Origin of the sequence: Myxococcus sp. MISCRS1, assembly GCF_026626605.1 — a bacterium.
Taxonomy (GTDB): domain Bacteria; phylum Myxococcota; class Myxococcia; order Myxococcales; family Myxococcaceae; genus Myxococcus; species Myxococcus fulvus.
In genome coordinates, this window is sequence record NZ_JAPNKB010000001.1 from 5,690,140 (window position 1) to 5,709,874 (window position 19,735).

The window sequence follows — 19,735 nt, forward strand, 5'->3', positions numbered from 1 at the left end:
AGTCCGGAGGGTGCCGGGTGTGTAACAACCCGTGTATCACTGTAAGGAAACCAACCCCCCGGATTCCCTGAAACTTCGTTATCATCGCCGGCGGGCGGCCCCCCGCACATGCGTTACATCCCACTCGATGCGCCACAGCCTCGTTCCGAGGAACCCGCGCGCCTGTCCGGCGACGGCGAGGTCGTGGGCGGCCGCTACCGCATCATGGAGTTCCTGGGGCGGGGCGGCGCGGGCACGGTGTGGCGCGCGCAGGACCTGCTGACGGGCCCGGTCGCCATCAAGCGGCTGCACAAGACGGTGGAGGACCTGGTGCGGCTGCCGCCGGGTGAGAACACCCCGTCCTCGGCGGCCCGGCACGAGCTGGCGCTGTCCCTGGCGCACGAGTTCCAGACGCTCGCCTCGGTGCGCCACCCGCATGTCATCAGCGTGCTGGACTACGGCTTCGACGCCGAGCACCGGCCGTACCTGGCCATGGACCTGCTGGAGGACGCGCGGCACCTGGTGAAGGCCGGCGCCCACCAGCCGCTCGACGTGCAGGTGGAGCTCTTGGTGCAGACGCTCCAGGCGCTCGCGTACCTGCACCGCCGGGGCATCATCCACCGGGACCTGAAGCCCGCCAACGTGCTGGTGGCGCGCGGCCAGGTGAAGGTGCTCGACTTCGGGCTCGCGGTGGGGCGCGAGCAGGTGCACCGCGCGCAGCCGGGCGGCACGCCGGGCTACCTGGCGCCGGAGCTGTTCGAGGACGAGCCGCCCTCGGAGGTGACGGACCTCTTCAGCGTGGGCGCCATGGCGTGCCAGATGATTTTCGGGCGGCTGCCCTTCGACGGGAGGGCGCCGCCCGCGCCCGCGGACTTCCCCGACGCGCTGCACGCGGTGCTCGAGCGCATGGTGTCGAAGGACGCGCGCCAGCGGCCCCGGAGCGCGGACGAGGTGATTGCCGCGCTGTGCGCCGCGACGCGCCGGCCGCTGCCCGCCGAGTCCGTCACCACGCGCGAGAGCTTCCTGCAGGCCGCGCGCTACGTGGGCCGCGCGCGCGAGCTGTCGCTCCTGTCGTCCGTGCTGGACCAGGCGCTGCTGGGGCGCGGGGGCGGGCTCCTGGTGGGCGGGGAGAGCGGCGTGGGCAAGTCGCGCCTGCTCGACGAGCTGCGGCCCCTGGCGCTGGTGCGCGGCGCGGTGGTGCTGCGCGGCCAGGCGGTGGCGGCGGGCGGCAGTCCGTACCAGGAGTGGCGGCCGGTGCTGCGGTGGCTGTCCATCCTCACGCCGCTGGATGACCGCGAGGCGAGCGTCCTCAAGCCGCTGGTGCCTGATTTGGATGGGGTGCTGGGGCGGCCGGTGCCGGACCCGGCGGACCTGGGCGCGGAGATGGCGCAGGCGCGCCTGCTGCAAGTCGTGGAGGACATCTTCGCCCGGCTGACGCAGCCCACGGTGGTGCTCCTGGAGGACCTGCACTGGGCCCACGGGGAGTCGCTGCTGCTGTTGTCCCGGCTGGCGGCGCGCGCCACCGGGTTGCCATTGCTGCTGCTGGGCAGCTTCCGCGACGACGAGGCCCCGGGCCTGCCCGCCCAGCTGCCCGCGCTGGACGTGCTGCGCCTGCCCCGGCTGGACGCGGGGGAGATAGCGGTCCTCAGCGAGTCGATGATTGGCCCGGCCGGCGCGCGGCCCCACCTGGTGGAGCTCTTGCGCCGCGAGACGGAGGGCAACCCGTTCTTCCTGGTCGAGGTGGCGCGGGCGCTGGCGGAGGAGGCGGGCGGGTTGGATCGGCTGGGCGACATGCCGCTGCCCGAGCGTGTCTTCGCCGGTGGCGTGCGGCGGCTGGTGCGTCGTCGGCTGGAGAAGGTGTCGGCCAGCTCGCGGGACCTGCTGCGCGTGGCGGCCATCGTCGGACGGCAGGTGGACGTGACGCTGCTGCGGCACGCGGCGCCCGGCGTGGACGTGGAGCGGTGGCTGTCCTACTGCGCGGGGGCGGCGGTGCTGGACGTGGCGGACGGGCACTGGAGGTTCGCGCACGACAAGCTGCGCGAGGGCGTGCTGGAGGAGCTGGCCGCCGCGGAGCGTCCCCTGCTGCACCGCCGCGTCGCGGAGGCGATGGAGGCGGCGTACGGCGAGGGCTCCGCGCGCACGGCGGCGCTCTGCTACCACTGGGGTGAGGCGGGCGACTTCGCGCGCGAGGTGGAGTACGCGCAGAAGGCCGGCGAGGAGGCCCTGCGGGTGGGCGCGTGCCGGGAGGCGCTGCCGTTCCTCGCTCGCGCGCTGGAGCGGGTGTCCCCGAAGGACGCGCTGCGGCTGGGCCACCTGGAGGCGCTGCTCGCCGAGGCGCGCTTCCAGCTGGGCGAGCTGGAGGCGTTCCGCGGCCACGCGGAGCGGGCGCTCAGGCACTTCGGCTGGCCGGTGCCGACGACGCGCGTGGGCTGGGCGGTGGGCACGCTGATGCAGATGGGGGTGCGGCTGGTGCAGAGCGCCCGGCCGGACGCGCAGGGCGTGGAGTCCGAGGAGCGGCGGCGCGTGCGGCGCGTGGCGGGGCGGCTGCTCATGCGGCTCACCGACGCGTTCATCTACGGGCAGGAGGCGCTGCCGGTGCTCTGGTCGGGCCTGCGCATGCTGAACCTGTGCGAGCCCGCGGGCGCGTCCCCGGAGCTGGCGCGCGGCTACACCAACATGGCGGTGGTGGCGGGCGCGGTGCCGGTGCGTCCGGTGGCCGAGGCGTGGGTGGGCCGCGCGCGTGAAGTGGCCGAGCGCGTGGGCAGCCCCGCGGACCTGGCCTACGTGCTGTGCCGCAACGCCGTGTACGCGACGTACATGGCGCGCTGGGCGGAGGTGGAGGCGTGGTTGGAGCGCGCCACGGGCATCGTCGACTCGGTGGGGGACCTGCGGCTGGCGGAGGAGTGCCGCGCGCTCTACACCGTGGTGGGGTGCTACCAGGGCAAGTTCCAGCGGGGGCTGCCGCTGATGGACTGGCTGGAGAACTCGGCGCGTCGGCGCGGGGCGCTCCAGACGCAGCACTGGGCGCTGCACTACCAGGCCCACATCCACCTGCGGCTGGGGGACCACCTGAAGGCCCGCGCGGCGCTGGAGCAGACGGTGGTGTGGACGGAGGCGCAGGGCGGCCTCACGGACCGCATCATCCTGGACGGCACGCTGGCGCTGGTGCGGCTGCGCGAGGGCGACGTGGCGGGCGCGCGCGCGGCGGCGGAGAAGGCGCTCGCCAAGCTCACCGCGGGCAAGTCGGTGGCGCACTTCGTCTACTTCGGCGTCACCGCGGTGGCGGAGGTGCTGCTCACGCTGTGGGAGCGCGACGGCGGCAAGGACACGTCCCTGGTGCGGGGCGCTCGCGAGGCGTGCCGCGCGGTGGAGGGCTTCGCCCGGGTGTTCTCCTTCGCCGAGCCCGCGGCGAAGCTGTGGCGCGGCTGTGAGGCGTGGCTGTCCGGCGATGCGCCGCGCGCGCACGCGGCGTGGCGCGACTGTGTGGCCTTGGCCATGGCGAAGGGCACGGCGTACGAGGAGGCCCGGGCGCGACTGGAGCTGGCGCGACACCTCCCCTCGGAGGACCCGTCGCGTGGGCCCCACCTGACACGGGCACTGGAGCGCTTCGAACAGATGGGCACGCGGGACGACGTGGCGCGCGCGAAGGTGCTACGAGGCTCGGGTGTCTAGTGGATTGAAGGCAGGGGATGTCCCGCTGGTGACGTGTCCGGACTGCGGCGGGACGCTGGTGTTCCACGGCCAGGAGGAGGAAGGGCGCCTGGCGTGGGGCTGGCTTCGCTGCGGTGGCTGCGGCGAGCCGTGGCCGGTGAAGCGGGGCCTGGCGCGGCTGTATCGCGAGGACGCGGTGCGCGGCACGGACCGGCTGATGCGCGTCATCTACGACGGGCTGCCCGCGCTGCATGACCCGCTGACGACGGTGCTCACGCCGCTCTTCCAGTCCGTCTCCGAGTCGAAGATGCGCGCGGGCTACCTGCGGCGGTTGGAGCTGGGCGCGCTCCGGCCGCACGCGGACGGCACGCCGCTGCGCATCCTGGAGGTGGGCGTGGGCGCGGGGGCGAACCTGCCGCTCATCCGCCGCGAGCTCGTCACCGGCCAGGAGGTGGAGGTGTGGGGCGTGGACCTGAGCGAGGGGATGCTGGGCCGCTGCCAGCAGCGCCTGCGCAAGGGGCGCTACCCGGGCGTGCGACTCTTGATGGCGGACGGACACACGCTGCCGTTCCGCGCGGGCCTGTTCGACCGCGTGCTGAGCGTGGGCGGCATCGGCAACTACCGCGACCCGGCCGCGGGCCTGCGGGAGCTTGGCCGCGTGGCGAAGCCGGGCACGCCCGTGGTGGTGGTGGACGAGCAGCTGGACGCGGGCCGCCGCCCCTCGCTCTTCCAGCGCGCCGCCTTCCGGGCCATCACGTTCTACACGCGCGACGCGCACTGCCCCCGGGAGCTGTTGCCCTCGCGCGCCGAGGACGTGCTCGAGGAGCAGGTGTCGCCGTTCTTCTACTGCCTGCGCTTCCGGATGCCCGAGCCCGTCGCCGCGCCCGTCACGGGTTGAGCACCAAATCGAGCAGCCGCAGCGTCATGCCGCCGCTGTAGTCGATGGTGGCGCCGTTGAACCAGCCCGCCTCGTCGCCCACGAGCACGCTGACGAAGTCCGCCACCTCCTCCACCGTGCACATGCGCCCCGCGGGGTTCATCCGCGCGTGGGCCTCCTCCAGCCGGGCCAGCGCCTCGGGTGAGTACACGTGCTTGAGCGCGGGCGTGAGCACCGTGCCGAACTTGAGCAGGTTCACCCGGTGGCCCTTCGCGCCCAGCTCCAGCGCCAGGTAGCGCACGTACATCTCCAGCGCCGCCTTCGACGCGCTGATGAGCCCCGTGTTCGACAGGTGTGTCTCATCCAGGGAGTTCTGCAGGCCGAGCAGCCGCGCGCCCGGCGCCAGCATGTCCGCGGCCACCAGCGCCTGCGTCCAGTACACGAACGAGTGCGCCATGGTGTCGAACGTCCTGCGGATGCGCCGCGTGTGCAGCCGGTCCTCGCCCTCGGACAGGAAGCGCCCCACCGAGGCGCCCGCAATCGAGTGGACGAAGAGCTTCACCGAGCGCGGCCCCGCCACCTCCCGCAGCGCCAGGACGCCCGCCTCCGCCGCCTCGGGCGTGGACGCGTCCGCCTGCCACAGCCGCGCGCGCCGGCCCGCCTCCCGCACCTGCCGCTCCACCTGCGCCGCGTTGTCCGCGTAGCGCCCCCGGTGCACCCCGAAGACATCCAGCCCGGGCTTCTTCGCCACCGCGTGGGCAATCGCCGCGCCCGTGCCCGAGGAGACCCCCAGGATGAGCGCCCAGCGTCGCCCCTGCGTATCGGGGGGCTCCCCTTCCGAGTCCTTCATCTCACCACTGCCTTCCCTGCCACTCGCGCGGGGCTCCGGCCGCGTGCCCGGTCCAACAGCGCCTGCACGGCGCCCGCCACTTCCCCGTGCGCCTGCAACATCGACGCGCGGTCACCCGCGTCGAAGTCCGGCGCCAGGTGACGCGTGAGCGGCTCGCCCACCCACTGCGTCATCTTCACGGGGAAGGGCAGCGACAAGGGCCACACGCCCGTCGCCCCCACCCCCAGCCACAACGGCAGCCGCGCGGGCATCCCCACGCGCCGCCCCAGCGCATAGCCGTCGTTGAGCCCCAGGAATGCGTCATCCATGCCGCTGCCACCCACGGGGACGATGGGCAGCCGGTAGCGCACCGCCAACCGCAGATAGCCCAGCCGCTCGCCCCAGCTCACCCGGTAGCGGTGGCGGAAGCTGCGGCACCCCTCGCGTGTGCCACCCGGTTGCAGCAGCACATGCTCGCCCCGGGCCACCGCCTGGGCGAGCCGCGCGTCATCGCCGGTGACGAAGCCCAGCCCGTCCGCCACCGCGCGCATGCCGGGGATGCGGTCGAACGCACCGTGCGCCACGCCGTGCGGCAGGTAGCCCAGGCGCTCGTGCAGCGTCACCGTCAGCATGCACAGGTCCACCGCCAGGGGCCGCCCGTGGTAGCCGACGATGAGCTTCGCGCCGGGCTGGAGCAGCGGCTCCAGGTTCACCACCTCGTAGCGGTGGTAGCGCTGGAGGAGCTTGAAGAAGCCCAGCCACGTGGCGAGGGGCAGACCCCCGGCGCGTCTCATCCCCCCACCTGGTACAGCACCGCGCCGTGCGCGACGCCCGCGCCCACGCCCACCAGCAGCACGCGGTCCTTTGGCTTCAGCCGCTTCGTGCGCCACAGCACGTCCAGACACGTGGGCAGGGACGCCGAGCCCACGCTGCCCAGCGTGTCCACCACGCGCACGCTGCGCCGGGCCTCCACGCCCATCGCGTCCAGCACCGCGTCCAGCATCCGCCCGTTGGGCTGGTGCGTCAGCACCCACTCCACGTCGCGCAAGGCCACCTTCGCCCCGTCGAGCACCTCGCGCGTCGCGCGCACCAGCGCGTCCAGCGCCACCCGCGTCATCGCCTTGCTGGGCGTCAGGAATCGCATCCGCTCCAGCCGGCCCGTCGCATGCGGGTTCTCCAGCACCACGTCCGTGGGCAGCGAGCCGTCGTTGCCCAGCGCCACGCCCAGCACGCCCTCGTCCGGGCGCCCCGTCCCCAGCACCGCCGCCGCCGCCGCGTCCCCCAGCACCAGGTAGGGCCGCGGGTCCTCCGGCGTCGTGGTGCGCGACAAGAGCTCCACCGACACGATGCCCACCGGCCCCAGCCCCGTCGCCACCGAGCGCGCCGCCAGGTCGAACGCGCTCAAAAAGCCCATGCACGCGTTGCTCAGGTCCATCGCGTCGCAGCTGCCCGACAGCCCCAGCGCCGCGGCCACCCGGTTCGCCGTGGCCGGCGTGGTGACGTCGCCGCCCATGGAGCTGACGCAGAAGATGCGCTTGAGCGCGCGCGCCGGAAGCCCCGCCGCGTCCAGGGCGCCTCGCAGCGCTTGCGCCGCCACGTCCGCGGCCTGGGTGCCCGGCGGCGCGAAGTGACGCGTGTGGATGCCCGTCTTGCGCATCACCTCGGCCACGTCCCGCCCCACGCGCGCGCACAGCTCCGCCGTCGTCACGGCGGGGCCCGGTCTCAGGCTCGCCGTGCCCAGGATTCTCACGGGAATCATGCGGCCTGCTGGCCTCCGCGGTGCCGGCCGTTCGGGCCACAGTGCGCGCGCATCTGCTCCCAGTGCGCCTTGAGCTCGGTGAGCCTCTCCGCCAGGGCTTCGTCCGTGGCGGCGCGCTCCAGGATGTCTCGCGCCTTGGTGAACTCCATCGCCGTCCTCAGCGGAGTGTCCGCTGACTGGATGTCGTAACTCACGTCCGCCATCAAGCTCTCCGCGTCGCCGCTGCGATGCAACAGCAACACACCGCTGGCGACCAGGTCCAGCGCCCTTGAGACAGGATTGAGATTCGCCAGGAAGCGGCCCGCGCGGGATTGCGGCATCCACGCCGGCTCGCGCACGCCGAAGGGGAAGATGTTGCTGGAGAACACGAGGTCCGCTCCCGCGCTCACCAGCACGTTCGCGGGCACCATGCTGGTGAAGGCCCCGTCCACGTAGCGTGCGGGAGGCACCACCGTGGGCGCCCACATCCCGGGCGCCGACCCGCTCGCGCGCACGGCCTGTGCCACGTGTCCGCGCTCCAGCGCCATGCACTCGCCGCGCGTCAGGTCCGTGGCCACGGGCAGGAAGTGGATGGGCAGCTCCTCCAGCCCCACGTCGCCCAGGTCCCCGGTCACCAGGTGCTCCAGCGAGTACGTGGTGACGACGGCCGCCATCGCCGCCAGCGACAGCCGACGGCGCATGGCCTGCTCCTCCAGGCGTCGCAGGCCCGACAGGCCATTGTGTCCATCCAGCGCCGTGCCACAGAAGTACGCTCCCACCAGCGAGCCCATGCTCGAGCTGCTGATGAAGTCCACCGGCACGCGGTGCTCCACCAGCCAGCGCAAGATATGCACGTGGTAGAAGCCCCACACGCCGCCGCCGCTGAGCGCCAGCCCCACGCGCCGGTGGGTGATGGCCCGGGCCCAGCGCGACAGCGCGTCCCGCTCCGCGCAGCCCAGTCGCAGCGCCGCGAGCGGACGGTCGTCCACCTCCAGCCCCTCCAGTCGTCCCACGTCCAGCCTCAGCCGGCACGGCTGCAACACGTGCGTGCCCGCGCCGGGCCTGTCCTGGGGCCGCCCCTCCAGCGCGGCGCTCCGGGGCGGGCGCACCGGGTCGATGAGCACGGTGGGCAGCACCCGGCCTTTCGCCAGGCGGAACTCGCGCGTGGGCTCGTGGCGCGGCACCAGGGCCACGTGCTTGTCCACCAGGAGCGCGCCCTCCGCCAGCTGGCACCCGTCGAGGAACACGTAGTGCAAGTCGCCCTCCCGGGCGAATTCGCGCAGGCGCTCCAGGCCCAGCCGTCCCGGGGCGCCGCGCTGGGGGGCGGGAACCCAGCCGCGCAGCACGCCGTCCGCGCCCTTCACCGGCGCCGGCTCGCACGTGCCCGGCTCCGCGGTGCGCACCAACAGCACCCGGTCCTTGAAGTCGTGGGTGATGACCTTGGCCACCAGCTCGATGAGCCGCGACAGCGGCGCGCCCGTCACCTCGCTGGAGAAGGTGACGACCTCCACGTGGGGCAGCGGGTCCGGCTGCCGGGGGGGCTCGGCGTGCGCCAACAAGCGCTTGAGGTCCTGTCTCAGGCCCGCGCGCGCGTGGACGAGCGCCCACACCGCGTCCCTGGGGAAGAACAGGCCCTTGCAGGCGGTGGCCGCGCGCGCGGTGACGGAGTAGTGGCCGCCCATCAACGCCTCGAACCCCAGCGGCGTGCCGGGGCCGAGCGTCAACAGGAGCTCACCGTCGCGGCGGGCCTCCAGCTCTCCTTCCAGCAGCAGGAAGAAGCCGTGGGCCTCCTGGCCCTCCTCGCACAGCACCGTGTCCTGCGCCCAGGCGACGTCCCAGGCCAGGTCGAGCAGTTGGAGGAGGACGGTGTTGCTGGTGTGGCGCAGCGCGGGAGCGCGCTTGAGCGCATACAGCCGACGACGCTGGACGTCGAGGGGCATGGAGCGGGCCATGAATCGACGGAGGATAGCGAACCCTCCGGCGTGGGATATTGGGTCGTATCAGCCCCGCCATGGACATCAGGCGGGCTGCGGTCGGGGCGGCTCCGAGGGCGGCGGTGTGCCTCCGCCTGGAGGCCGTGCGTGCTCGTGCCGCTTGAGCAGCCGCGAGCGCGCGGACTCCACCACCGCGTACAGCACGGGGATGAAGATGAGGTTGACGAACGTGGACAGCAACATGCCGCCGAACACGGTGGTGCCCAGCGACTTGCGCGCCGCCGCGCCCGCGCCCGACGCGAGCACCAGCGGCACCACGCCCATCAGGAACGCGAAGGACGTCATCAGGATGGGCCGCAGGCGCGTGCGCGCCGACTCAATCGCGGAGTCCACCACGCTGCGGCCCTCGTGGCGCAGCTGCTCGGCGAACTCGACGATGAGGATGGCGTTCTTGCTCGCCAGGCCCACGAGCATGACCAGCCCCACCTGGCAGAACACGTCGTTCTGCAGGCCGCGCGCGTTCTGGAACGCGAGCGCCCCCAGCATGGCCACCGGCACGCCCAGCAGGATGACGAAGGGCAGGGCGAAGCTCTCGTACTGCGCGGAGAGCACCAGGAACACGAAGACGATGCCCAGCCCGAAGATGAGCAGCACGCGCCCTCCTGCCTCCTTCTGCTCCAGGGACAGGCCCGTCCACTCGAAGGTGTAGCCCTCCGGCAGCACGTCGCGCGCCGCGGCCTCCATGGCCTCCAGCGCCTGACCGCTGCTGGCCCCCGGCGCCGCCTGCCCGTTGATTTCCGCGGCGCGGTACAGGTTGTAGTGCTGGATGTTCTGCGCGCTGGTGATGGGCTTGATGCGCACCAGCGCCTCCAGCGGAACCATGTTCCCGGTGGCCGAGCGGACGTACAGCGCGCCGATGTCCTTGGGCTCGTTGCGGAAGGGCATGGCCGCCTGCACGTACACCCGGTACACGCGGCTGGCGAAGGTGAAGTCGTTGACGTACTGGCTGCCCAGGTACACCTGCAGCGTGGCGAACAACGCGTCCAGCGGCACGCCCAGGGACAGCGCCTTCTCGCGGTCCACCTGGATGTCGAGCAGCGGCGTGTTGGCGGTGAACGACGAGAACACGCCGCGCAGGATGGAGGCTTGGTTGGCCTTGCCCACCAGCTTCTCCGTGGTGCTGGCCAGGTCCGGCAGCGAGCGGCCACCTTGCTGGTCCTCGAGCACGAACTCGAAGCCGCCCACGCTGCCCACGCCGCGGATGGCGGGCGGCTGGAAGGGCAGCACGCGCGCCCCGCCGATGCCGAGCAGCGGCCCGCGCAGCCGCTCCACGAGCCCCGCCACGCTCTCCTCCTGCTTCTTCCTCTCGTCCCACGGGCGCAGGTTGACGAAGAGGGTGCCGTAGTTGGCGCCGGTGCCCAGGAGCGAGAAGCCGCCCACGGTGAAGGTGCCCGTCACCTCCGGCTGCTTGCGGATGATGTCCTCCGTCTGCAGCAGCACCCGCCGCGTGTAGTCCAGCGAGGTGCCCTCCGGGCCCTGCACCGCGATGATGAGGTAGCCCTGGTCCTCGTCCGGGATGAAGCCCGAGGGCGTGGCGCGGTACACCCACGCGGTGCCCAAGAGGCACAGGGCGAAGACGATGATGACCGGCCACTTCCACGGGCCGATGAGCTTGTGGAGCAGCCGCCCGTAGCCGTCGCGGAAGCGGTCCAGGCCCTGGTCGAACTTGCGGAAGAACAGCCACTTCTGGCCCTCGTGCGGACGCAGCAGCCGGGCGCACAGCGCGGGCGACAGCGTGAGCGCCACCAGCGCGGAGAGGCTGATGGAGAAGGCGAGGGTGAGCGCGAACTGGCGGTAGATGGCGCCGGTGGTGCCGGGGAAGAACGACACCGGGACGAACACCGCGGAGAGCACCAGGGCGATGGCCACCACGGCGCCGGCCACCTGGCGCATGCCCCGCTCGGTGGCCTCGCGCGGGCTGAAGCCCTCCTCCATGGTGCGCTCCACGTTCTCGATGACGACGATGGCGTCGTCCACCACGAGTCCCGTCGCCAGCGTCAGGCCGAACAGGGTGAGCGTGTTGAGCGAGAAGCCGAAGGCGCTGACGAACATGAACGTGCCGATGAGCGACACCGGCAGCGTGGTGGCCACCACCAGCACGCTCCTCCAGCCGTGCAGGAAGATGAAGATGACCAGCACGACGAGCAGCACCGCCTCGCCCAGCGTGACGAGCACCTCTTCAATCGACGCCTCCACCGCCGCGGTGGTGTCGAACGCCGTCGCGTACTCCAGGCCCGGCGGGAAGTTGCGCTTGAGCCGCTCGAGCTCCTGGACCACGCCGTCGCGCACCTCCAGCGCGTTGGAGCCCGGCAGCTGGAAGATGCCCAGGCCCACGGCGTCGCGGCCGTTGAAGCGCAAGAGCTGCGCGTAGTTCTCCGCGCCCAGCTCCACCCGGCCCACGTCCCGCACGCGCACCAGCGAGCCGTCCTGGCCCCGCTGTACGACGATGGCGCCGAACTGCTCCGCGGTGGCGAGCTGCCCCTGCACGCGCAGGGTGAACTGGTAGTTCTGTCCCGGCGGCGCGGGCTCCTGGCCCACCTGCCCGGCGCCCACCTGCACGTTCTGCGCGCTCAGGGCCGCGACGACGTCGGAGGCGCCCAGCTTGCGCCTCGCCAGCTCCGAGGGGTCCAGCCACAGGCGCATGGCCAAGCGACGCTCGCCGAAGATGCGCACGTCGCCCACGCCCTTCACGCGCAGGATGGCGTCGCGGATGTACACGTCCGCGTAGTTGCTCAGGAAGCCCGTGTCATAGCGGTCCTGCGCGTCGAACAGGCCGAAGGCCATGAGCAGCTGCGTCTGCGCCTTGTTGACGGTGATTCCCAGCGCGTTGACGGCCGCGGGCAATTGCGGCGACGCGGTGGAGACGCGGTTCTGCACGTCCACCGCGGCGATGTCCAAATCCCGGTCCTGCTCGAAGGTGACGGTGATGCTGCTCTGCCCGGTGTTGCTGCTGGTGGAGGAGATGTAGCGCATCCCCTGCACGCCGTTGAGCTGGCGCTCGAGCACCGTGGTGACGGCGCTCTCCACCGTCTCCGCGGACGCGCCGATGTAGTTGGCCGTCACCTGGACCTCGGGCAGCGACAGGTCCGGGTACTGCTCAATCGGCAGGCCGGGGATGGTGATGGCCCCGACGAGCGTGATGAGGATGGACAGCACGCTGGCGAAGATGGGCCTTCGGATGAAGAAGTCGGTGAACATGCCGTGCCCTCACTGCCCCGCGTCGGAGGCGCCGCCGACGCCCTGGCCCTCGGGCTTCGCGGGCATGGGCTTGATGGGCTGGCCATCCCTCAACAGCTGCAGGCCGCTCACGACCACCTGAGTGCCCCCGTCCAATCCCCCCGTCACCTCGTAGTCGTTGCCCGTCACGTCGCCCACCTCCAGCGGCGTGCGCCTCGCCACGGTGCCGCCGTCGGCGGACGCCACCACGTACACGAAGGACTGGCTGCTGATTTGAGTCACCGCCACCGTGGGCACGGTGAGCGCCTCGCGCGCCTGGTACACCAGCCGCGCGCGCACCAGCTCCCCGGCGCGCAGCCCCACGGTGTTGTCGAACGCGGCCTTCACCTCCACCAGCTGCGTCGTCGCGCTGGGCGTGGGCGCCACGAAGAACACGGGCGCGGACACCCGCACCTTCCCCTTCTCGTCCAGCACCTCCACCGGCGTCCTGCCCACCTGGACGACGCGCGCCCGGTCCACCGGCACCTGCACGGAGACCTCCAGCGCCTTGCTCTGGTCCAGCGACGTGAGCTGCGATTGGGGCGTGACGTAGTCGCCCACCTTCACCGGGATGTCGCCGACCACGCCCGCGAAGGGCGCGCTCACCTCGTAGAAGCCCAGCTGCACCTGCTGCGACTGGATTTGCGCTTCAATCGCCCGCGCGCTCGCCTCTGCCTGCTGCGCCTGCGCCACCGCCTGCTCGTAGTCCTGACGGCTCTGCAGTCCTTCCTTGAGCAGCTGCGCGCTGCGCTCGCGGGTGCGCCGGGCGAACTCGCGCTGGGCCAGCGCGGAGGCCTTCTGCGCCTTCGTGGCGCGCAGCCCCGCCTCTTCGCGGCGCGGGTCGACGACGAGCAGCACCTCGCCCTTCTGCACGCGGGTGCCGGGCCGCACCGGTATCGCCTGCACGTAGCCGGCGACCTGGGGATACACGCTGATGCTGCTGCGCGAGATGAGCGCGCCCACGTACTCGGCGGCGTCCTGCACCTCGTTGGGGGAGAGCGCCTGCACCTGCACGGGCATCACCGTGCCCGCGGCGGCCTGTCCCGCCTGCGGTCCGTCTTCCTTGCCCGAGCCCTTGCACCCCGAGAGCGTCAGGAGCATCGCGCCCGCCGCGCCCCATGTCCTCACCAGTCGCATGCCGCCTCCGCCAGGAACGCCTCGACGCGCGCCTGCTCCAACTCGAACTCGCGCACCACCAGGGCCAGCTCGGCCTGCCGCAGCGCCGCGGCCGTCTGGATGAGCTCCAGGCTGGTGCCGGTGCCCACCTCGAAGCTGCGCCGGGTGAGCCGGTCGTTCTCCTCGGCCAGCCGCTGCTCCTGCGACGAGATGTCCCGCGACGCCTGGGTGACCTCCACGCCGCGCCGCGCCCTGGCCACCTCCACCGTGACGGAGCGCTCCAGCTCCACCACCTGCTGGCGCGCCACCTCCGCCTCCGCGCGGGACTGCCTCAGCCGCCCCTCGCGCGCGCCGCCGTCCCAGAAGGGCAGCAGCAGGCTGGCGCCGATGTTCCAGATGGGGACGTTCACCACGTCGTCCTCCACCGTGAGCGCAATCGTCGTGCTCGTCAGCGAGAGCGACGGCGCGTACTGCGCCTTCACCGCGCTGACCTGTCGCTCGGCCACGGTGTGCCGCGAGCGCGCCGCCGCCAGGTCCGAGCGCCCGTCCACCGCCTCCAGCTGGCGACAGTCCTTCCTCGCGCCTCGCAGCAGGTCCTCCACGCTCACGCCCTTGGCCAGCCCCACCGCCTGGGGCATGCCCAGCGCCAGGCCGAGCCCCTCTCTTGCCTGCCTCAGGTTCTCGTCCCCGGTGACGACCAGGGCCCGCGCCGCCTCGGCGTCCTGCTGCACGCGCACCACGTCCAGCCGCGTGCCGGCGCCCAGCTCCAACCGCCGCTCCGCCAGGGCCAGCCGCTCCAGCGCGGTGCGCAGGTTGACGCGGTTGACCTCGGCCAGCCGCTCCTGCGCGGCCACCTGCACCAGCGCGCGGGCCAGCGCTCCGCTGAGCTGACGCCGGGTCTCCGCCAGGGACAGCGTCGCGGCGCGCTGGGCCTCGCGGGCGACGCGGCGCGCGCCGATGGCCTGGAAGTCGAGCAACGGCATGGACGCGGAGAGGAAGCCCACGACGGGCGGCTGCGTGGGCCGGAGGCCGTCTCCGTCGCCGGTGCCTCCGCCGACACCGCCGCCGATGCCACCGCCCACGCCGCCCCCCGCGCCGCCGCCGATGAACGTCGTCGCGTCCGGGTCCAGCACGTTGTACTGCACGCCCACGGTGCCGGTGACGGTGGGGAGCAGCCCCGCCAGCGCGATGCGCGCCTGTCCCGCGGCGGACTCCACCTGGGCCAGCGCCGTCCTCAAGTCCGTGGAGCGCTGCCGCACCAGCTCCAGCGCCTCGTCCCAGGACTTCATCTGGATGGGCGCGGGCGGTACCGGCGTCAGGAGCGGGTCCGACACCTCGGGCTGCGGAGGCTGGGGTGAGTCGTCACCCGAGGGGCCGGGCCCGGGCGTGCTCGGCGCCTGTGAGGGCGCGCCGGGATTCCGGGGCGGTGTCTGTTGTCCCTGGGCGGACGGCGGCTTCGCGGGGGCCTGGACGGGCAGCACCCGGGGCACGCGCTGGCGCGGCTGCGTCCGCTGTCGCACGGCGGGGCGTGGCCGGGCCTGGGCGAGCAACACGCCCGGCTCGGAGCCAGGGTGCGAAAGCAGGAGGACGAGCAGCAGGGCGTTCATATCGGGTGCCCTGAGGTAGGGGAGGCACCCGATACCGGCCACGTACCGTGGGGCGAGGCCCCTCCTGCCGGACAGAACCGGCGAGTGCCTGCTCAACAGTGGATGGAGCGGCGAGCGGCTTCGTCCGCGAGCGGTCCCGCGCCTCAGCGTCCTTGTTGGAGCATGGACAGACGTTGCTTCGCCGCGCGGCTCTGCGGGTCGAAGCGCAGCGCCTCCTCCAGGCGCTCGCGGCCTTTCTCCACCTGTCCCTGCACGACATAGACATCGGCCAGACGGATGAGGGCGTCGGGGTTGTAGGGCTGCAGGTCCAACGCCTTCTCGAACTCGCGCACCGCGGTGGTCAGGTCCTTGCGGCGCACCGCGAGCTGCGCGAGCAGCAGGTGCGGCTGCACCAGCCCGGACGTCTCCGGCTTCGAGGCCAGCGCCTCCACGGCGGACAGGCCGCGAGCGTCACCGAAGCTCGCGAGCGTCACCGCCGCCGCCTGACGGACCCAGAGAGACTCCGTCTGGAGCAGGGCGGCCAGGTCCTCGCTGGCCTCGCGTGCGTTGACCAGGCTCAGCGCCTCGATGACGTCGGTGCGCAGCTGGCTGTCCTGCGTGCTCTTCAGCGCGGCGCGCAGGGCGGGGATGGCCTCGCGCTTGTAGCGACGCACCAGCACCTTCGCCGCCGCGCCGCGCAGGGACGGGGCTTCGTTCGCATCCGCGAGCGTGGCCTCCAGCGCGGGGCGCCCCGTCTGGGCGGTCTTGTCGTCGAAGGCGTCCGCGAGCCGGAGGCGGCGCTCCTGTCGCTTCGCGGCGGCCGGCCACAGCTTCGTCATCGCCTGGGCCATGGCCTCCGGCGTCTGTTTCGTGTGGCAGGTGTTGCACGCGTTGGGGATGGCGTGGCGCGTGGTGTTCTGGGGCGCGGGCACGTCCAGCGCGTGGTCCGCGAACTTGTCGAGCACGCCGGAGACGACGGGCGGCATGTGACAGGCCAGGCAGTCCTGCGCGTCGCGCGAGGTGTGGCGCGCGTGCTGGGCGGCCCGGGCGAAGAGGTCCGCGTGGCACTGCTGACAGGTGGCCGAGCCGACGGAGACCTTCGTCTGGGACTTGTCCGGGAGGTTCAGCTCGTTGGGGGCGTTGGGCTCGTGCGGCGCGGTGTGGCAGGTGAGGCAGGTGGCGCCGCCCTTGAGATGACACGCGGACTGGATGAGGGCCTGGTACTCGAAGCTGGAGGTGCTGGGGCGGCCGTCGGTGAAGTAGTCGCCGGAGCGCTCGTTGCCGAGGAAGACGACGATGGGCTGGTAGAAGTCCTCGTAGCGCTGGCCGGGCTGGTAGCGGTGCGTGGTGTCGAGGATGGGGAAGAGCGGACGGCGCGGGCCGTGGCACTGCGCGCACACGGCGAAGCCCAGGTCGTTGGACAGCTTGGACGGCTGGACGATGTCCTTGGGTTCCTGCGTGTCGGCGTGGCGCGCGCCCGGGCCGTGGCAGCTCTCGCACGCGACGCCCGCGTCGGTGAAGGCGGTGGTCCACGTGTGCTTCTCACGGTCATAGCGCGCGTCGAGGCCGGTGACGTGACAGTCCAGGCACGCGTGCTGCGCGCTGCGGCGGAAGTTGGTCCAGAAGAACGGGTGCTCGGGCGTGAGCGCGCCCTGCTTGGTCTCCGAGTAGTCCACCCATTCGCCCTTGCCGGTGACGTGGTAGTAGACGGGCAGCACCTGCCAGCGTCCGTCGGGCATCACCGCGACGGGGTCCTGCATGCGCTTGCCGCCGATGACCCACTCCACGGGGAACTCGGCGAGCTGTCCGTCCGAGCCCTTGGTGCGCATGAAGTGGCGCTCGCCGTCGCGGCGCATCCACGCCTCGCTGGAGTCGCCCTTGAAGTGCGTGCGCTTCGCGTAGTCGCCCACCACGAACTCGCGCGTCCCGGGGGACAACGCGCGCGCGTGCCAGTCCTTGCCCCACGCGGCGTGCTCGTCCTCGTGGCACTCGCCGCACGCCTCCGAGCCCGCGTAGACACCGCGCGCGGGATGGGCGTCCTTCACCGCGGTGGGCGTCGCGCTCGCCTGGACCGCGGGGGCCGGCGTGGGGGTGGCGGTGGGCGTCGCGGCCCGGGGCGCGGGAGCCGGGGGCGGTGTGCCCGGTGAGCGCAGCGCGAGGGTGATGCCCGCGGCGGTGCCGAGCAGCGCGAGGAAGACGAGGACGAGCAGGACGGGACGGGCGGGGCGCATGGCGGGGCGGAGCCGTGAGCCTGCCCTTCGCGCCCTGTCATGACAAGCCGGGCTCCCGGGGATGGCGGGGCTTGGCCGCCCTCCTGGGTCGGGAGCTCCGGCGGTGGATGGGCCGGCGCACGGGGGCTGTCAGTGGATTGCTCCTGCAGCCTGGCTGCTGGGTTTGTCTTCACCAGGGACGATGTTTGACTTCTCTCGTGGGTGCCCGTTTCGGCCCGGGCAGGGTTGACCCTGGCTCACCACGAGGGGAGGCTCGGGGGCGATGCTCAAGCTCCAGTGGCTCCAGGTCCACCGTTTCCGCGCCGTGAAGCCCGGCACGCGGCTGTCGTTCAGCCCGTCCTTCAACGTGCTGCTGGGACGCAACGGCACGGGGAAGACGCTGCTGCTGGACCTGGTCGCCGCCGTGGCCAGCTCGGACTTCACCACGCTCGCGGCGGAGCCGTTCGACCTGGAGTATGCGCTCGCCGCGGACACCGGCCACATCACCGTGCGGGTCCGCAACGAGCCGGTGCCTCCCCAGAGCGGGCCCGTGGCCGCCGGGCTCTTCATGGACATCGTCGTCTCGCCGCGCGACATGGCCTGGCCGCTGGTCATCCGCCGCGAGGGACTCCAGGTCACCGTCTCGCGCGAGGACGACGCGTCGCTCGTCGTGCAGGAGCGCCTGGCGCCGGAGGTCGCCGGCCGCCTGTGGCTGGTGCTCATGTCCGGAGGCATCGCCTGGGTGGAGAAGACCGGCGAGGGGTCCGCCACCGTGGAGCCGCTGCTCGCCATGGCGCGCGAGGTGTCCGCGCTCGCGGGGCTGAGCCGCTTCGACGAGGGGCTCGCGTACTTCGAGCAGCTCTACCAGGTCGAGCTGCGCCTCTCGCGGCGCGCGGAAGGTGTGCTGGCCACCGGCATGGGGCTCGCGTCCGAGGCGCTCCTGGACGGCCTGCGCCGGCTCGCGGCCGCCCAGTGGGGCTCCCCGCGCTATGTCGTCCCCTCGGACGCGGTGCCCTTCCTGCGCGACGCGGCCAGGCTGCTGGGCTTCACCTCCGCGGAGGCGGTGCTCGTGCCCGTGGAGGCCCCGCCCGAGGGCAAGTACGAGTCGCTGACGCTCGGTGGGCTGGAGCTGGACTTCCTGGGCCCCGCGGGGACGCGCGTGTCGGCGCGGCACCTGGGCCATGGCCAGAAGCGGCTCCTGGCGCTCCAGCACTACCTGGCCCGGGCGCGCGCGGTGGTGGTCGCCGACGAGGTGGCCCACTCGCTCCACCCGCAGCTGGTGCGGGCCAGCGTGGAGCCCCTGAAGGGCCGGCAGAGCTTCTTCACCAGCCAGAGCCCGGGCCTGATGGACCTCTTGTCCTTCGACTCGGCGGACCAGGTGCGCTCGAGCCTGGTGCTGTGCCGCCGCGACGAGGCCACCGGCCTCTTGTCCTGGGAGAACCCGTCCCCGGAGGCCGCCGAGCGCCTGTTCACCGCCACCACCGCCACGCCCGGCCAGCTGGGCACGCTGCTGCAGACGCAGGGGCTCTGGTAACCCCGGGACGCCCGCACGCACGCCGGGCGTCCGCGAGTCGACAGCCGGCGCAACGCGGCAAGACTGTTGCCATGTCGCGTCACGCCCTGGCCTATCCTGCTCGCAGGTGGGGAGGGAACCGCGATGCCGATGCTGTCCGTGAATGGAACCGAGTTGCATTACGAGGATACGGGTGGCTCGGGCGAGCCCATCCTCTTCAGCCATGGGCTCCTGTGGAGCACGCGGCTGTTCGACCCGCAGGTGGACGCGCTGCGAGGGCGCTACCGGTGCATCGCGTATGACCACCGGGGGCAGGGCCGCAGCGCCGTGCCGGACGTCAGCGCCATCGACATGGAGACGCTGTACCTGGACGCGGTGGGGCTGTTGGAGCAGCTCGACGTGGGGCCGTGTCACTTCGTGGGCCTGTCGATGGGCGGCTTCATCGGGATGCGCATCGCGGCGCGGCGGCCGGAGCTGTTGCGCTCGTTGACCTTGATGGAGACGTCCGCGGACCCGGAGCCGCTGGCCAACGTGCCGCGCTACACGCTGCTCAACCTCATCGCCCGGCTGGCCGGCCTGCGCCCGGTGGTGGACCCGGTGATGCGCATCATGTTCGGCCGCAACTTCCTGACGGACCCGAACCGCGCCGAGGAGCGGGCGCTGTGGCGGGCGCGCCTGTTGGAGAACCGCCGCGACATCTGGCGCGCGGTCAACGGGGTGATTCGTCGCAACGCGGTGTCGCACGAGGTGCCGAGCATCCGCGTGCCCACGCTCATCGTGGTGGGCGAGGAGGACGTGGCCACCGTCCCGGCGAAGGCCGAGCGGCTCCACCAGCTCATCCCCGGCTCGAAGCTGGCGCGGCTGCCGCGAGGCGGGCACTCGTCCACGGTGGAGGAGCCCGCGCTCGTCAACGCGGCGCTCGGCTCCTTCCTGGAGTCGCTGGAGCGCCCGCACGTGTCGCCTCGCGTGGGACTGGGCTGAGACGAGCCTCCGCTCGCCGCGACTGGCTCGCGGCGAGCGGGCCTT

12 protein-coding genes are annotated in these 19,735 nt (G+C 72.6%); 4 read left to right on the top strand and 8 right to left on the bottom strand.

What is annotated here, in order from left to right; all coding sequences use genetic code 11:
* The first annotated feature begins 108 nt into the window (after window positions 1-108).
* Both OWM54_RS22560 and OWM54_RS22565 read left to right on the top strand, forming a co-directional pair.
* Window positions 109-3,651, top strand: coding sequence for a serine/threonine-protein kinase (locus OWM54_RS22560; RefSeq protein ID WP_267698813.1), 3,543 nt, complete (start codon window positions 109-111; stop codon window positions 3,649-3,651).
* The gene (locus tag OWM54_RS22565) at window positions 3,644-4,528 is read left to right on the top strand and encodes a methyltransferase domain-containing protein (RefSeq protein ID WP_223750870.1); all 885 of its coding nucleotides are present in this window, start codon (window positions 3,644-3,646) and stop codon (window positions 4,526-4,528) included. Before OWM54_RS22560 ends, OWM54_RS22565 begins: the two co-directional genes overlap by 8 nt.
* On the opposite strand, the gene OWM54_RS22570 is transcribed toward OWM54_RS22565, so the two are convergent.
* From OWM54_RS22570 to OWM54_RS22605, 8 genes are all read right to left on the bottom strand, one after another.
* The gene (locus tag OWM54_RS22570; RefSeq protein ID WP_223750871.1) at window positions 4,518-5,357 is read right to left on the bottom strand and encodes an SDR family NAD(P)-dependent oxidoreductase; all 840 of its coding nucleotides are present in this window, start codon (window positions 5,355-5,357) and stop codon (window positions 4,518-4,520) included. The two genes, OWM54_RS22565 and OWM54_RS22570, sit on opposite strands and share 11 nt — an antisense overlap.
* Entirely contained in the window at window positions 5,354-6,130 is a 777-nt protein-coding gene (locus tag OWM54_RS22575; protein ID WP_267698814.1) for a lysophospholipid acyltransferase family protein, read from the bottom strand. The genes OWM54_RS22570 and OWM54_RS22575 overlap by 4 nt, the downstream gene beginning before the upstream one ends.
* Window positions 6,127-7,095 (bottom strand): 3-oxoacyl-ACP synthase III family protein, encoded by a 969-nt coding sequence (locus OWM54_RS22580; RefSeq protein WP_267698815.1) that lies wholly within the window; start codon window positions 7,093-7,095, stop codon window positions 6,127-6,129. The genes OWM54_RS22575 and OWM54_RS22580 overlap by 4 nt, the downstream gene beginning before the upstream one ends.
* On the bottom strand, window positions 7,092-9,014 hold the full coding sequence (locus OWM54_RS22585; protein WP_267698816.1) for a patatin-like phospholipase family protein: 1,923 nt from the start codon (window positions 9,012-9,014) through the stop codon (window positions 7,092-7,094). Before OWM54_RS22585 ends, OWM54_RS22580 begins: the two co-directional genes overlap by 4 nt.
* A gap of 78 nt (window positions 9,015-9,092) precedes the next feature.
* Complete coding sequence (locus OWM54_RS22590) at window positions 9,093-12,266, bottom strand: efflux RND transporter permease subunit (RefSeq protein ID WP_223785888.1); 3,174 nt, start codon at window positions 12,264-12,266, stop codon at window positions 9,093-9,095.
* Window positions 12,267-12,275: 9 nt separating this feature from the next.
* Entirely contained in the window at window positions 12,276-13,421 is a 1,146-nt protein-coding gene (locus OWM54_RS22595) for an efflux RND transporter periplasmic adaptor subunit (RefSeq protein WP_267698817.1), read from the bottom strand.
* The gene (locus OWM54_RS22600; protein ID WP_223785890.1) at window positions 13,409-15,007 is read right to left on the bottom strand and encodes a TolC family protein; all 1,599 of its coding nucleotides are present in this window, start codon (window positions 15,005-15,007) and stop codon (window positions 13,409-13,411) included. The genes OWM54_RS22595 and OWM54_RS22600 overlap by 13 nt, the downstream gene beginning before the upstream one ends.
* A gap of 143 nt (window positions 15,008-15,150) precedes the next feature.
* Window positions 15,151-17,217: a HEAT repeat domain-containing protein gene (locus OWM54_RS22605; RefSeq protein WP_267698818.1), complete on the bottom strand. Its 2,067-nt coding sequence runs from the start codon at window positions 17,215-17,217 to the stop codon at window positions 15,151-15,153.
* Between the two features lie 262 nt (window positions 17,218-17,479).
* Here OWM54_RS22605 and OWM54_RS22610 point away from each other — a divergent pair, with 262 nt between their 5' ends.
* Window positions 17,480-18,730 carry a hypothetical protein gene (locus OWM54_RS22610; RefSeq protein ID WP_223750879.1) on the top strand — a complete coding sequence of 417 codons (1,251 nt, stop codon included), beginning with the start codon at window positions 17,480-17,482 and terminating at the stop codon, window positions 18,728-18,730.
* Window positions 18,731-18,853: 123 nt separating this feature from the next.
* On the top strand, window positions 18,854-19,690 hold the full coding sequence (locus tag OWM54_RS22615; protein WP_223750880.1) for an alpha/beta fold hydrolase: 837 nt from the start codon (window positions 18,854-18,856) through the stop codon (window positions 19,688-19,690).
* Window positions 19,691-19,735: the final 45 nt, after the last annotated feature.